This is a genomic window from Streptomyces sp. NPDC001709, assembly GCF_053596375.1.
On sequence record NZ_JBSFGB010000010.1, the window covers coordinates 238,159 to 251,929 of the forward strand.

Sequence of the window (13,771 nt, forward strand, 5' to 3'; positions counted from 1 at the left end):
AGCAGCGTCGGGCACAGCGTGTCTCCACGGTTGTCAGGATTCCAACCCAGCTTGGGTACAAGAAAATTATGTTGGCTCCATGGAGGCCGGACAATCGCTCCTGACAACGATTTTCCGGCTCGCCGGACTCCGCCGTAGGGACCACTGGACCGGCCTCTCACTCCCAGGAGGGAGAGGTGGCCTCCGTCAGGAGGCAGGCAGAACTCAGGGCCCGCAACCGGGATGCCGGTCGCGGGCCCTGACGAGGGCCGGCCGGAGCACTGCTCACGGCCGGCTTCGTCCACTCACGCGCGGGTCACGCGCAGAGGGAGCGAGCGGGGGCCGAAGAGCCCTTCGCGGTGGTAGTCGATCTTCGTTCCGGGAGCGATGCGGATGTCGGAGAACCTGCGCAGCAGCGCTTCCAGCGCGATCTTGCCCTCCAGCCGCGCCAGCGGACCGCCCAGGCAGTAGTGGATGCCGTGGCCGAAGGCGACCTGCTGGTTGTTGGCACGGCGCGGATCGAAGCGCTCGGGGTCGGCGAAGACGCGCTCGTCGCGGTTGGCCGACAGCAGCGACGGGCTCACCATGCGGTTGGCCGGGATGGTCACTCCGTTCACCGTGACCTCCTGCGTCGTGACGCGGGCCATCAGCGTGATCGGCGGACGCTGGCGCAGCACCTCCTCGATCACCCCCGGAACGAGCGAGACATCGGCCCGCAGCTCCGCCGCGACCTGCGGGTTCTCCTCCAGGCACAGCACGGTGTTGCCCAGCAGCAAGGAGGTGGAGACATGGCCCGCCATCAGCAGCAGCGCACCGAACTCGACGATCTGACGGTCGGTCAGCCGCTCGCCCTCCACCTCGGCGGCGACCAGGCGGGAGATCAGGTCGTCGCCGGGGTTGGCGCGACGGTCGTCGACGTGCTCCTGGAGGTAAGCGTGCATCTCCTTGAGCGGCTCTTTGACCAGCCGCTCGTAGTCGTCGCCGGCGTCGTCGCCGAACTGCATGTCCACCGGGTCGTCGACCTGCATCGACAGCATCCGGTCCGACCAGCTGCGAAACAGCGTCCGGTCCTCCGCCGGTACGCCGAGCAGCTCGGCGATGACGATGACGGGCAGCGGGTAGGCGAAGTCCGCCACCAGGTCGAACTCGTCGCCGTCGATCCCGTCCAGCAGCTGGGCGGAGAGCTCGACGATGCGCGGCTGGAGCTCGGAGACAGTGCGCGCGGTGAACGCCTGGCTGACCAGCCGGCGCAGCTTGCGGTGCAGCGGCGGGTCGATGACGGAGAGGATCTCCTCGCTCAGCGCGCTGGAGTCCGGGCGCAGCCGGCTCAGGTCGGAGGAGAAGACGGCCGGATCGGACGAGACGGCGAGCACATCGGCGTGCCGGTACACGTGGAACACCCCGTACTCGTCCTCGCGGACCGGGTGTTCGTCGCGCATGGCGCGCAGCCAGGCGAACATCTCGTGGCCGCCGTCGGTCATGCTCGGCGGCGTGGACTGGGTCTGCTGGGCCATCGTCGGTTCCTTCTGCGGGGTACAGGTCGGGGTTGTGGCGCGGCGCGCGGGCGGCCGGTGTTCGCTCAGCTGCGCAAGGCGCCCACGGGGACGGCGGTGGCCGTCACGGGGGCCAGGTCGTACGGGTCGAGGGCGTCGGCGGGGTGGTGCTCGATGCGCAGCCGCAGGCCCAGGTCGTGCTCGGCGGCCGCTTCCAGGAGCACCTCCAGCGCCAGGTGGTCCTCCAGCGCGAAGCCGGTCGAGTCGAAGACCGTCAGCTCGGCGCGCCGGGCGTGCGCCAGGGCCGGGTTCGCGCACAGCTCGCCGAGGCTGTCGGCCCACTGGTGAGGGGCGAGGCGCTGGCACTCGCCTTCGCGGTGGGCCTGCTCCGGGTGGTCGGGAGTGACGTAGGCGCGGTGCAGCAGTCCCAGCGGCAGCTCCGTCTTGCCGACCAGGTCGGCTCCGATGGCGTTGATGTGCAGGTGGGGCCGGGTGGGAACGTCGGGCAGCACCGGGCCCTGGCCGATCGGCACGGAGGTCGCGGTGCAGATGACGTCCGCCTCGGCGGCGATCTCCTCGGGCGTCGCCACCCGCACGTCCAGGCCGAGGAAGGCGACCCGCTCGGCGTAACTGGCCGCGTGCACGGGGTCGGTGTCCCAGACCAGCGCCCGCTCCAGCGGCAGCACGCGGGTGAGCGCGTGCAGTTGGGTGACCGACTGCGCGCCCGCACCGATCAGTCCCGCCACCCGGCTGTCCGGCGCCGCGAGCAGCCGGCTGGCCACCGCGGAGGCGGCTCCGGTACGGATGGCGGTGAGCAGCACTCCGTCGGTGAGCGCGGTCAGCGCGCCGGTGGTGTCGTCGAAGCGGGCCACGGTGCCGATGATGGTGGGCAGGCCGAAGCGGTCCGGGTTGCCGGGACTGTAGCCGACCGTCTTGAGCGTGATGCTGTCACCGGCCTCGCGGTGCGGCATCCATTCCCAGATGCCCGGCACCGGTTCGGCACGCTCGAAGCCGCCGCGCTGCGGGGAGAGCGCGCGCTCGCCGCGGCCCACCTCGGCGAGGCCGCCGGCGAGCCGGTCGATGACCCGGTCCATCAGGGCGTCGCGGCCGACGGCGTGCAGCACCTGCGCCACATCGCGCTCGCTCAGGACCCAGGTCTCCATGAAACGCTCCCCAAAACCTCGTCGTTGCCACCGGTCACCGGCTGCGACTTGCGCACGCAGCCTCACCGAGTCACCTGACACGTCCCTGATCCTCCGCTGACGGACCGCGGACGGGACGTCCCGCGGGCCCGGGTCAGCACCGCGTCAAGGCCGTGTCATCACCACCGTCGACGCTGGCCCCGCCCTGCGCCGCGCCCAGCGGCACAAGGAGGACCACAGCAGCACCGATGAAAGGACGAGTGAATGCTGAAAGGATGTGTGCCCTGGCCGCAGGACGTGGCCGAGCGGTACCGCGCCGCGGGGTACTGGCGCGGTGAGACGCTCGGCGGCCTGCTGCGCGACTGGGCGGCGGCCTACGGCGACCGGGTCGCGCTCGTGGCGGGTGACGGCGGCCGGGTGACCTACCGCGAGCTGGACGCCTGGGCGGACCGGCTGGCGGCCGGCTTCGCCGAGCGCGGCATCGCCTCCCGTGACCGCGTCGTCGTACAACTGCCCAACGCTCCGGAGTTCGTCGCCGTCTGCTTCGCGCTCTTCCGCCTCGGCGCGCTGCCGGTCTTCGCCCTGCCCTCGTACCGCGTCCACGAGATACGGCACCTGGTCGAGCTCTCCGGAGCCGTCGCCTACGTGATCCCGGACGAGTTCAAGGGCTTCGACCACCGCGCACTCGCCCGTGATATCCGCGCCGAACTCCCGCAGGTCGCCCAGGTCTTCGTCGCGGGCGACGCAGAGGGCGAGGACGAGGCGTTCACCTCGCTCCGCGACCTCGAGCGCGAGCCGGTCGAGCTCGCCGATCCCGACGCCGGCGACGTCGCGTTCTTCCTGCTGTCCGGCGGTACGACGGCCCTGCCCAAGCTCATCCCGCGCACCCACGACGACTACGCCTACCAGGCCCGTATCACCGCGGAGATCTGCGAACTCGGCGAGGACACCGTCTACTTGGCGGTCCTTCCGGTCGAGTTCAACTTTCCCTGGGGCTGCCCGGGCATCATCGGGGTGCTGGGCAGCGGCGGCCGCGTGGTCTTCGCCGAGAGCCCCGGTCCCGAGGTGTGCTTCCCGCTGATCGAGCGTGAAGAAGTCACCCTCACCTCGGTGATCCCGACCATCGTGCACCTGTGGCTGCAGGCCGTGGAACACACCTCCCACGACCTCTCCAGCCTGCGCGTCCTGCAGGTCGGCAGCTCCAAGCTGCACGACGAGGTCGCCGCCCGCATCGAGCCGGCCCTCGGCGTGCGGCTCCAGCAGGTCTTCGGCATGGCCGAGGGCCTGCTGACCTTCACCCGCTACGACGACCCGCAGACCACGGTGCTCACCACCCAGGGCCGCCCGGTCTCGCCCGCCGACGAGATCCGCGTGGTGGACGCCGCCGGGCAGGAGGTGCCCACCGGCGCCATCGGCGAGCTCGTCACCCGCGGCCCGTACACGCTGCGCGGCTACTACCGGGCGCCGGAGCACAATGCCACGGCCTTCACCGAGGACGGCTTCTACCGCAGCGGCGACCTGGTACGGCGCACCGAGACCGGAGAGATCGTGGTCGAAGGCCGGGTGAAGGACGTCATCATCCGCGGCGGCGACAAGGTCTCCGCGACCGAGGTCGAAGGCCATCTGACCGCGCATGCCGGCGTGCAGCAGGCGGCCGTGGTGCCGATGCCGGACAAGGTGCTGGGCGAGAAGACGTACGCGTTCATCATCCCGGCCGACCCGGCGGCCGCGCCCACCCTGCCCGAGCTGCGCAAGCTGCTGCGCGGGCGCGGAGTCGCCGACTACAAGCTGCCGGACCGCATCGAGGTGGTGGACGTGTTCCCGCTGACCGGGCTCAACAAGGTCGACAAGAAGAACCTGGCGGCACGCGTCGCGGCCGGCGCGCCGACGGCCGCGGCCAGGGACTGAGGAGAGGGACCGCCATGCTGAGCACGACCACCTACCAGGTGCCTTTCCAGCGGCGCGGAAGCATCGTCGGCCAGGCCGACCTGGCGGCCCTGGCCGACCTCGTGCACTCCGACGAGCCGCTGTCCTCCGGCGTGTGGCGCGACAGGTTCGAGCGGCGCTTCGCCGAACTCACCGGCGCCCGCCACGCCCTGTCGGTGACCAGCGGCACCGTCGCCCTCGAACTCGCCTACCAGCTCATCGACCTGGCTCCGGGGGACGAGGTCATCGCCACGCCGCAGACCTTCCAGGCCACCGTGCAGCCGCTGCTGGCCCACGACGTCAGGGTGCGCTTCTGCGACGTCGACCCCGGCACCCTCAACATGGACCCGGCCGTCCTGGAGTCGCTGATCACCGAGCGCACCCGCGCCATCGCTCTGGTCCACTACGGCGGCCTGCCCGCCGACATGGCCCGGATCATGGCCGTCGCCAGGAGCCGTGGCATCGTGGTGATCGAGGACTGCGCACACGCGCTCGGCGCCCACTACCAGGGCGCGGCCCCAGGCTCCCTGGCCGACATCGGCTGCTTCAGCTTCCACTCGACGAAGAACATCACCACCCTCGGCGAGGGCGGAATGATCACCGTGAACCGGGACGACTGGGCCGAACGCGTCGACCGGCTGCGCAGCAACGAGGTCGACGCCGTCTACCTGCCGTCCCATCGGCCCCGGGAGGAGGAGCCGGGCCTGCTGCCGTGGATGAAGTTCTCGGCGGACGTCTACCGGCGCACCGCCGTCGGCATCCGCGGTGCGGGCACCAACGCCACGATGTCCGAGGCGGCGGCTGCCGTCGGTCTGGTCCAGCTCGACTCGCTGGAGCGCTTCACCGAGCGCCGCCGCTGGATCGCGGCCCGGCTGGACGAGGCCGTATCGGCCTTCCCGAGCGTACGGCTGCACAAGGCGCCCGAAGACAGCACGCACGCCTACCACCTGTACACGTTCTTCCTCGGCGCCGGACGCGCGGTGCGCGAGCACTTCGTACACGAGCTGGACCGCAGGGGTGTCGAGGTCCAGCTGCGCTACTTCCCGCTGCACCTGCTGCCCGAGTGGCGGCTGCGCGGCCACCGCCGCGGCGAGTGCCCCGAGGCCGAACGCGTCTGGTTCGACGAACACCTCAACCTGCCGTGCCATCCGGGACTCAGCGACGCCCAGGTCGACCACCTGGTCGAGGCCGTCACGGCCGCACTGCGCGAGGCCCACGACAAGGCCGCCCTGAGCATGGCCACCGCCCTGTAAAAACTACCGAAAGGCCCTACCGTGCCGTTCATCGATGTGAAGATCTACGACCGCCGTCTCGACGAGAACAGTGAGCGCGAGCTCATCGAGCGCCTGACCCAGGCCGTGGTCGACGTCTTCGGCGAGCCCGTGCGGCCTCAGACCTGGGTGACGCTGACCGGCGTGCCGCCGCGGCAGTGGGGCATCGGCGGCGTGCAGGGCGGCTGAGCCCGACGCTCACTGCCCGGCAAGCTGCCGCGGATGCCGGGCGGTGGAGGCGTCGATGCAGGCGTCGGCGGAGGCGTCGGCGCACATGCCGGCGATCAGCCAGTCCAGCGCGCGGTCGAAGTCGCGGTCGCGCAGTTCGTCCATGCTCAGGTTCTTGTGCTGCTCCATCAGCCCGCCGGACGCACGCTCGCCGGGCATCTCCTCGATGCGGTCCGCCACATCGGAGAAGAATTCGTCCGCGCTCTGGCCCGTCTCGCGCGCGTACTCCAGCCAGCGGGTCTCGGTGGAGACGAAGCCGTAGACGTACTGGAAGACGGCCGACAGGGCCGCGGAGTGCTCGTGGCGCGGCAGTGCGGAGCGGGCGACGATGTCCTGGGCGCACTGGGTGAAGCGCACGCTGCACGGGCCTATGTTCAGGTAGGCGCCGTGGGCGCGTACGGCCCACGGGTGGGCGACCATGGTGCGCCGCCAAGCGGTGGCCAGCGCGCGCAGTTCCTCGCGCCAGTCGCTGTCCGGTCCCGGACGGGGCAGCCGTATCTCTCCGGCCACCGCGTCCAGGGCCAGTTCCAGCAGGTCGTCCTTGTTGGCGACGTACCAGTACAGCGACATGGGAGTGACGTGCAGTGCGGCGGCCAGCCGGCGCATGGAGAATCGGTCGTCGCCTTCGGCATCGAGCAGCCGTACGGCCGCGGCCACGATGCTCTGCACGTCGAGGCCGCCGGAGGCCGTGGAGGAATCGGCGCCCTTGCGCCCTCGTGCCCGGCGCGGGCTGAGCCAGACACTCTTGCGCGGTGGCGACACCCGCTTGCCGGTCACGTCCGTCCTCCTCTTGTCGTTCCTCGCACGGCGGTTGTGCCGGTAAGTAAGGGGCCGGGTGCGCGGGGGATTCGCACCCGGCCGGTCTTGGGGGGGTATTTCAGTCGGCCGGCGCCTCGACGGGAGCCTGGGCCGACTGCTGTCCGGCCTGCTCGGCCGCGGAGGCCCGATGCAGCAGGAGGGCCGCCAGCAGACCGCCGACGAACACCGCTCCGGCACCGATCAGCTGACTGGCACTCACGCTGTCGGCGAAGGCGTCCTGCACCTTCTGGCGCAGCCCGGGAGTGCCCGCGGCGCTCAGCGCCTCGTGCAGCGAACCGGCCGCTCCGGCGCCGATCGCGCCGGGCAGCAGCGCGGCGAAGCGGGAGTTGAGCACCGCGCCCAGCACGGCGACGCCCAGGCCGCCGCCGAACTCGGTGATCGTGCCCTGCACGCCCGCGCCGACTCCGGCCTTGGCCGGCGGGATCGAGCCCATGATGGCGTTGGCCATGGCCGGCATGGCCAGAGCGATGCCGCAGCCCATCAGCAGCAGGCCGACGAGCATGCCGCCGTAGCCGTAACCCGCGTCCTTGGCACCGAGCAGCGCGACTCCGGTGAGACCGCCCGAGAGCAGCGTCATGCCCGCCACGATGGTGCCGGCCGTGCCCAGTTTGGGCAGCAGCTTGGCGCCGACACCGCCGAGGTTGAGCGCGACGATGGTCAGGGCCAGCGGAGCGGTGCGCAGACCGGCGTCCAGCGGTGCATAGCCGAGGACGAGCTGCAGGTGCTGGGTGAGCAGGAAGAGCGAGCCGGCCATGCCGAAGGCGACGAGCAGGCCGCCCGCGACCGCGCCGTTGAAGCGGCGGTTGCGGAAGAAGGACATGTCCAGCATCGGGACGGGAACGTGCAGTTCCCAGCGGACGAAGGCGGCCAGCGTGATGACACCGGCCGCACCGGCGCCCAGGACGACGCCCGACGTCCAGCCGTGCTCCGGGCCGGAGATGATGGCGTAGACCACGCCCACCATGCCGACCGTGGAGAGCACCGCGCCGAGCAGGTCGGGGCGCTTGCCCTGCGGGTTCTTGCTCTCCGGGACCAGCTTGGCCACGGCGATGCTGCCGAGCAGCGCCACCGGGATGTTGATCAGGAAGATCGAACCCCACCAGAAGTGGGCCAGCAGGGCACCGCCGAGCAGCGGACCGCCGGCGAAGCCCAGCGAGCTGACCGCTCCCCACAGGCCGATGGCCTTGGGCCGCTCCTCGTCGTCGAACACCTGCATGATCACGGCGAGCGTGGTGGTCATCAGCAGCGCACCGCCGATGCCCATGCCCGCGCGGGCCGCGATCAGCTGGCCGGACGTCTGGCTGAAGGCCGCGGCCAGCGAGCCGAGGCCGAACAGGACCAGGCCGGTCAGCAGCGACTTCTTGCGACCGTAACGGTCACTCAGGCTGCCGGCGGTGAGCAGGAGTCCGGACTGGACGAGCGCGTAGGCGTTGATCATCCACTGGACGTCCTCGGTGCTCGCGCCCAGGTCGTTGGTCAGGGAGGGGATGGCCAGGTTCAGAACGGTGTTGTCCAACAGGACGACGAGCTGAGCCAGACAAATGACACCGAGGATCACCCAGCGCTGCGGGTTGCGTTGGGGGGCCGCAACCGTCGTGTGTGTGTCTTGCAAGGGGGGACTCCCGGGGTCGAGGCGAGCAGTCTTATACAGCGTACAGGCTTCGCTATACGGCGTACAATCATTTCCTGGAAAACGAGGGCGCTGTTTCGGCGTCACGGGGTGACGGATGGGGGGCGAGCGCCGTGCGCCAGATTACAAACCAAGCGGTCCGTTTGCCAAGAAAAAGAAAACCGGTCGGCATGTTTTGGCTGACAAACGACCCTCCGGAAGACCCACCGTGCACGGCGGGGTTTCCTTCCGCCGAAAGTTGCTATACAGTGTAGAAGACAGTTGTTGCCGTCCATTGGAGAAGACTGTTGCTCTTCTGAGGTCTTGAAGGCGCCACGCAGCGCCTTCCCTTCCGCGTCGAGACCACGAACCCTCCCGGAGGACCTCTTTTATGTCTATGACAACCACGTCCGTCGTCTGCTCCGACCTCTCCTTCTCCTGGCCGGACGGCACCACCGCGTTCACCGACTTCAACCTGGTCATCGGCCCCGGCCGCACCGGACTGATCGGTGTCAACGGCTCCGGGAAGTCGACACTGCTGCGTCTGATCGCCGGCGAGCTCACTCCGAGCCTCGGTTCGGTGAAGGTCAGCGGCGAATTCGGCTACGTCCCGCAGAACGTCACCCTGGACACCGAGCTCAGCGTCGAAGCGGCGCTGGGTATCGCGACGGCACGGGCGGCGCTGCGCGCCATCGAGGCGGGAGACGCCAGCGAGGAGAACTTCACGCTCGTCGGCGACGACTGGGACATCGAGGAGCGCGCCCGCGCCACCCTCGACCGGCTCGGGCTGGACCACGTCAGCCTGGACCGCCGCATCGGCGAGCTGTCCGGCGGCGAATCCGTGCTGCTGTGCCTGGCCGCCGCGTTGCTGCGCCGCCCGCAGGTGCTGCTGCTGGACGAGCCCACCAACAACCTCGACCTGAACGCGCGCCGCAGGCTCTACGACGCCGTCGCCTCCTGGAAGGGCGCGATGGTGATCGTCAGCCACGACCGCGAACTGCTTGAGGCGGTGGACCAGATCGCCGACCTGCGATCCGGCGAAGTGCGCTGGTACGGCGGCAACTTCAGCGCCTACCAGGAAGCGCTGGCCGTGGAGCAGGAAGCGGCCGAACGCATGGTCCGCGTGGCCGAGTCGGACCTGCGCCGGCAGAAGCGCGAACTGGCCGATGCCCGTATCAAGCTCGACCGCCGTATCCGCTACGGCAAGAAGATGTACGAGACCAAGCGCGAACCCAAGGTGGTGATGAAGGAACGCAAGCGGCAGGCGCAGGTGGCCGCGGGCAAGCACCGGAACATGCACCTGGAAAAGCTCGAAGAGGCCAAGGAACGGCTCACCGAGGCGGAAGAGGCCGTACGCGACGACAGCGAGATCCGCATCGACCTGCCCGAGACCACCGTCCCGGCAGGACGCACCGTGCTGACGCTCGCCGAGGTGGAAACCCGCTACGGAGGCCGTGCCCACTTCGACGTCCGCGGCCCCGAACGCATCGCACTGGTCGGCCGCAACGGAGCGGGCAAGAGCACGTTGCTGCGCACCATCGCGGGCGAGCTGGAGCCGGTGTCCGGTGAGGTCAAGACCGCAGTCCCGATGCGGTATCTGCCTCAGCGGCTCGATGTCCTCGACGAGGAGCTGACAGTTGCGCAGAACGTCGCCTTGTCCGCTCCCGCGGTGGGAGACAACGCCATCCGGGCCCGGCTGGCGAGGTTCCTCTTCCGTGGCCGGCGCGCCGACCAGCAGGTGTCCACGCTCTCCGGCGGCGAACGCTTCCGGGCGACGCTGGCGGCACTGATGCTGGCCGATCCACCGCCCCAGCTGCTGCTGCTGGACGAGCCGACCAACAACCTGGACCTGGCCAGCCTCCGCCAGCTCTCCACGGCCCTGGAGTCCTACCGTGGCGCCCTGATCATCGCCAGCCACGACGTGGCCTTCCTCCGTGACCTGGGCATCACCCGCTGGCTCCACCTCGATGGCGAGATCACCGCCATCGATCCCCTGTAGGAGGCGCCACACGCCGCGGCCGGCTCCAGGAACGGACAGCAGCCGGTGGCCCCGCGAAGCGGGAGCCACCGGCCTGCGGCGCCGAACGTTCAGTAGCGGTAGTGGTCCGGCTTGTATGGGCCGTCGATGTCCACGCCGATGTACGAGGCCTGTTCCGGGCGGAGTTCGGTGAGCTTGACGCCGAGGGCGGCCAGGTGGAGGCGGGCGACCTTCTCGTCGAGGTGCTTGGGCAGGGTGTAGACACCGATCGGGTATTCGGACTGCTTGGTGAACAGCTCGATCTGGGCCAGCGTCTGGTCCGCGAAGGAGTTGGACATCACGAACGACGGGTGGCCGGTGGCGTTGCCCAGGTTCAGCAGGCGGCCCTCGGACAGCACGATGATCACCTTGCCGTCCGGGAACGTCCACGTGTGGACCTGAGGCTTGACCTCGTCCTTCACAATGCCCGGAATCTGCGCCAGACCGGCCATGTCGATCTCGTTGTCGAAGTGACCGATGTTCCCGACGATCGCCTGATGCTTCATCCTGGCCATGTCCGAGGCCATGATGATGTCCTTGTTGCCGGTCGTGGTGATGAAGATGTCGGCCTTGTCGATCACCTCGTCCAGCGTGGTGACCTGGTAGCCGTCCATCGCCGCCTGCAGCGCGCAGATCGGGTCGATCTCGGTGACGATCACCCGCGCGCCCTGGCCGCGCAGCGACTCCGCACAGCCCTTGCCCACATCGCCGTAACCACAGACGACCGCCGTCTTGCCGCCGATCAGGACGTCCGTGGCCCGGTTGATGCCGTCCACCAGCGAGTGACGGCAGCCGTACTTGTTGTCGAACTTCGACTTGGTGACGGCGTCGTTGACGTTGATCGCCGGGAACAGGAGGGCGCCGTCGCGCTGCATCTCGTACAGACGGTGGACACCGGTCGTGGTCTCCTCCGTCACGCCGCGGATGTCCGAGGCGAGGGCCGACCAGTCGATGGTGCTGTTCTCCAACAGCGAGCGTACGACGGCGAGTTCCTCGTTGGACGCCTCCGGCAGCCGGCCGGTCTTCTGGTACTCGACGCCCTTGTGGACGAGGAGCGTGGCATCACCGCCGTCGTCCAGGATCATGTTCGGGCCCGCGTGACCCGGCCAGGTCAGCGCCTGCTCGGTGCACCACCAGTACTCCTCCAGCGTCTCGCCCTTCCACGCGAAGACCGGGATCCCGGCGGCGGCGATGGCGGCGGCCGCGTGGTCCTGGGTGGAGAAGATGTTGCAGGACACCCAGCGGACCTCGGCGCCCAGGGCGACCAGGGTCTCGATCAGCACGGCCGTCTGGACCGTCATGTGCAGCGAGCCGGTGATCCTGGCGCCGGCCAGCGGCTGAGCCTCGGCGTACTCCTTGCGGATCGCCATCAGGCCCGGCATCTCGTGCTCGGCCAGCGTGATCTCCTTGCGGCCGAACTCGGCCAGGGAGAGGTCGGCGACCTTGAAGTCGGTGAACTCAGCGGGCATGAAGGCTCCTTGTGCCGTTCAGTACGTTGCGGTGGATGTCCAGCGCTGCCGTGGACTTGTTGAGCGTGATGTAGTGCAGGCCGGGCGCACCCTCGGCGAGCAGCCGGTCCGCCATGGCGGTGGCGTGGTCGACGCCGATCCGGTACGCGTCGTCGGGCCGCTCGCGGGCGGCTTCGAGACGGTGGGCCAGGTCTTCCGGGAAGGCGGCGTCGGAGAGTTCGGCGAAGCGCCGGATCTGCCGGACGTCGGTGGCCGGCATGATCTCCGGGATGATCGGCGTCGTACAGCCCGCCGCCGCGACCCGGTCGCGCAGCCGCAGGTAGTCCTCCACGTCGAAGAACATCTGCGTGATGGCGTAGTCCGCGCCCGCGCGGCACTTGGCCACGAAGTGCCGGATGTCGCTGTCCCAGTCCGGCGAGCGCGGATGCCGCTCCGGGAACGCCGCCACTCCGATGGTGAACTCGCCCAGGGACCGCACCAGTTCGACCAGTTGGTACGCGTGGGTGTAGCCGTCCGGATGCGGCGTCCACGGTCCCTTCGGATTGCCGGGCGGGTCGCCGCGCAGCACGAGTACATCGCGCACTCCCGCGTCCGCGTACTGGCCGATGATGCGGCGCAGTTCGGCCACCGAGTGGCCGACGGCCGTCAGGTGTGCCATCGGACGCAGCGTCGTCTCGGACACGATCCGCTTGGTGACCTCGACGGTGCGCTCGCGTGAGGAGCCTCCCGCGCCGTAGGTGACGGACACGAAATCGGGTGCGAGCGGTTCGATGCGGCGGACGGCCTGCCACAGGGCCCGCTCGCCCGTGGCCGTCTTCGGCGGGAAGAACTCGAAGGAGAACGTCGTCATGCGCGACCTCCCGCGTTGAAGTAGCTGGCCTCGGGATGGTGGACGACGATGGCGTCGGTGGACTGCTCGGGATGCAGCTGGAACTCCTCGCTGAGATGGACGCCGATCCGATCCGGTCCGAGGAGGTGCGCGATCTTGGCGCGGTCCTCGAGGTCCGGGCAGGCCGGATAGCCGAGCGAATAGCGGCAGCCTTGGTACTCCGTGCGGAACATGCCTTCCATCGCCGACGGATCGCTGCCGTCGATGCCGAGTTCGGCGCGCACGCGCGCGTGCCAGTACTCGGCGAGGGCCTCGGCCAACTGGACGGACAGGCCGTGCAGTTCGAGGTAGTCGCGGTAGGCGTTGGCCTCGAAGAGCTTGGCGGTCTCCTCGCCGATCTTCGAGCCGACGGTGACGACCTGGAGGCCTACGACATCGGTCTCGCCGGACTCCTCCGGGCGGAAGAAGTCGGCCAGGCACAGCCTGCGGCCACGGCGCTGGCGCGGGAAGGTGAACCGGGTGCGCTCGTTGCCGTGCTCGTCCAGGACGATCAGGTCGTCGCCCTTGGACACACAAGGGAAGTAGCCATGGACGACGGCCGCTTCCAGCAGGTTCTCCGTCCGCAGCCGGTCGAGCCACATCCGCAGCCGCGGCCGGCCCTCGCTCTCGATGGTGTCGCCCTTGAGCCCCCACTGGCCCTTGAACAGCGCGGCCTCGTCCAGCCAGGACGCGTATTCCTTGAGCTGGATGCCCTTGACGACACGAGTGCCCCAGAACGGCGGAGCCGGCACCGGATTGTCGACGGCGACGTCCGAGCGGCCCACGTCCTCGGGTTCTGCGAGGACGAACTCCCGTTTCGGCACGCGGCGTTGCTTCAGCTCGGGCAGCTGCGCCCCGGGCACGCCCCGCTTGACGGCGATGAGGGCGTCCATCAGGCGCAGGCCCTCGAAGGCGTCGCGGGCGTAGCGGACCTCGCCTTCGTAGATCTC

The 13,771-nt window shown here is 69.6% G+C and carries 11 protein-coding genes; 4 read left to right on the forward strand and 7 right to left on the reverse strand.

The annotated features are described in order from the left end of the window. Positions 1-284: 284 nt before the first annotated feature. On the reverse strand, positions 285-1,493 hold the full coding sequence (locus ACWC0C_RS17875; RefSeq protein WP_450864797.1) for a cytochrome P450: 1,209 nt from the start codon (positions 1,491-1,493) through the stop codon (positions 285-287). 65 nt (positions 1,494-1,558) lie between these two features. Then, positions 1,559-2,635 carry an ornithine cyclodeaminase family protein gene (locus ACWC0C_RS17880; RefSeq protein ID WP_449195697.1) on the reverse strand — a complete coding sequence of 359 codons (1,077 nt, stop codon included), beginning with the start codon at positions 2,633-2,635 and terminating at the stop codon, positions 1,559-1,561. Between the two features lie 243 nt (positions 2,636-2,878). On the opposite strand from ACWC0C_RS17880, the gene ACWC0C_RS17885 reads away from it, so the two are divergent. From ACWC0C_RS17885 to ACWC0C_RS17895, 3 genes are read left to right on the forward strand one after another with little or no spacing between them, the layout of a single operon-like run. After that, positions 2,879-4,522: a (2,3-dihydroxybenzoyl)adenylate synthase gene (locus ACWC0C_RS17885; protein ID WP_450864798.1), complete on the forward strand. Its 1,644-nt coding sequence runs from the start codon at positions 2,879-2,881 to the stop codon at positions 4,520-4,522. A gap of 14 nt (positions 4,523-4,536) precedes the next feature. Continuing rightward, positions 4,537-5,793, forward strand: coding sequence for a DegT/DnrJ/EryC1/StrS family aminotransferase (locus ACWC0C_RS17890; RefSeq protein ID WP_450864799.1), 1,257 nt, complete (start codon positions 4,537-4,539; stop codon positions 5,791-5,793). A gap of 21 nt (positions 5,794-5,814) precedes the next feature. Continuing rightward, positions 5,815-6,000: a tautomerase family protein gene (locus ACWC0C_RS17895; RefSeq protein ID WP_045933268.1), complete on the forward strand. Its 186-nt coding sequence runs from the start codon at positions 5,815-5,817 to the stop codon at positions 5,998-6,000. Between the two features lie 9 nt (positions 6,001-6,009). On the opposite strand, the gene ACWC0C_RS17900 is transcribed toward ACWC0C_RS17895, so the two are convergent. Together ACWC0C_RS17900 and ACWC0C_RS17905 are read right to left on the reverse strand one after the other, a co-directional pair. Beyond that, complete coding sequence (locus tag ACWC0C_RS17900) at positions 6,010-6,816, reverse strand: TetR/AcrR family transcriptional regulator (RefSeq protein ID WP_449195700.1); 807 nt, start codon at positions 6,814-6,816, stop codon at positions 6,010-6,012. 100 nt (positions 6,817-6,916) lie between these two features. Next, a complete protein-coding gene (locus ACWC0C_RS17905) occupies positions 6,917-8,470 on the reverse strand; it encodes an MFS transporter (RefSeq protein WP_450864800.1) in 1,554 nt (517 codons plus the stop codon). Between the two features lie 394 nt (positions 8,471-8,864). Between ACWC0C_RS17905 and ACWC0C_RS17910 the strand changes: the two genes are divergently transcribed. Then, positions 8,865-10,466, forward strand: coding sequence for an ABC-F family ATP-binding cassette domain-containing protein (locus tag ACWC0C_RS17910; protein ID WP_449195702.1), 1,602 nt, complete (start codon positions 8,865-8,867; stop codon positions 10,464-10,466). A gap of 89 nt (positions 10,467-10,555) precedes the next feature. Here ACWC0C_RS17910 and ahcY read toward each other — a convergent pair whose 3' ends face one another. The 3 genes from ahcY to ACWC0C_RS17925 form a co-directional block, all read right to left on the reverse strand. After that, positions 10,556-11,953, reverse strand: a complete 1,398-nt coding sequence (ahcY, locus tag ACWC0C_RS17915) for an adenosylhomocysteinase (protein WP_450864801.1) — start codon at positions 11,951-11,953, stop codon at positions 10,556-10,558. After that, entirely contained in the window at positions 11,943-12,803 is an 861-nt protein-coding gene (metF, locus tag ACWC0C_RS17920) for a methylenetetrahydrofolate reductase [NAD(P)H] (protein ID WP_449195704.1), read from the reverse strand. The genes ahcY and metF overlap by 11 nt, the downstream gene beginning before the upstream one ends. Next, positions 12,800-13,771, reverse strand: a 972-nt coding sequence (locus ACWC0C_RS17925; RefSeq protein ID WP_450864802.1) for a vitamin B12 dependent-methionine synthase activation domain-containing protein, incomplete at its 5' end; no start/stop codon positions are given. The genes ACWC0C_RS17925 and metF, both read right to left, overlap by 4 nt.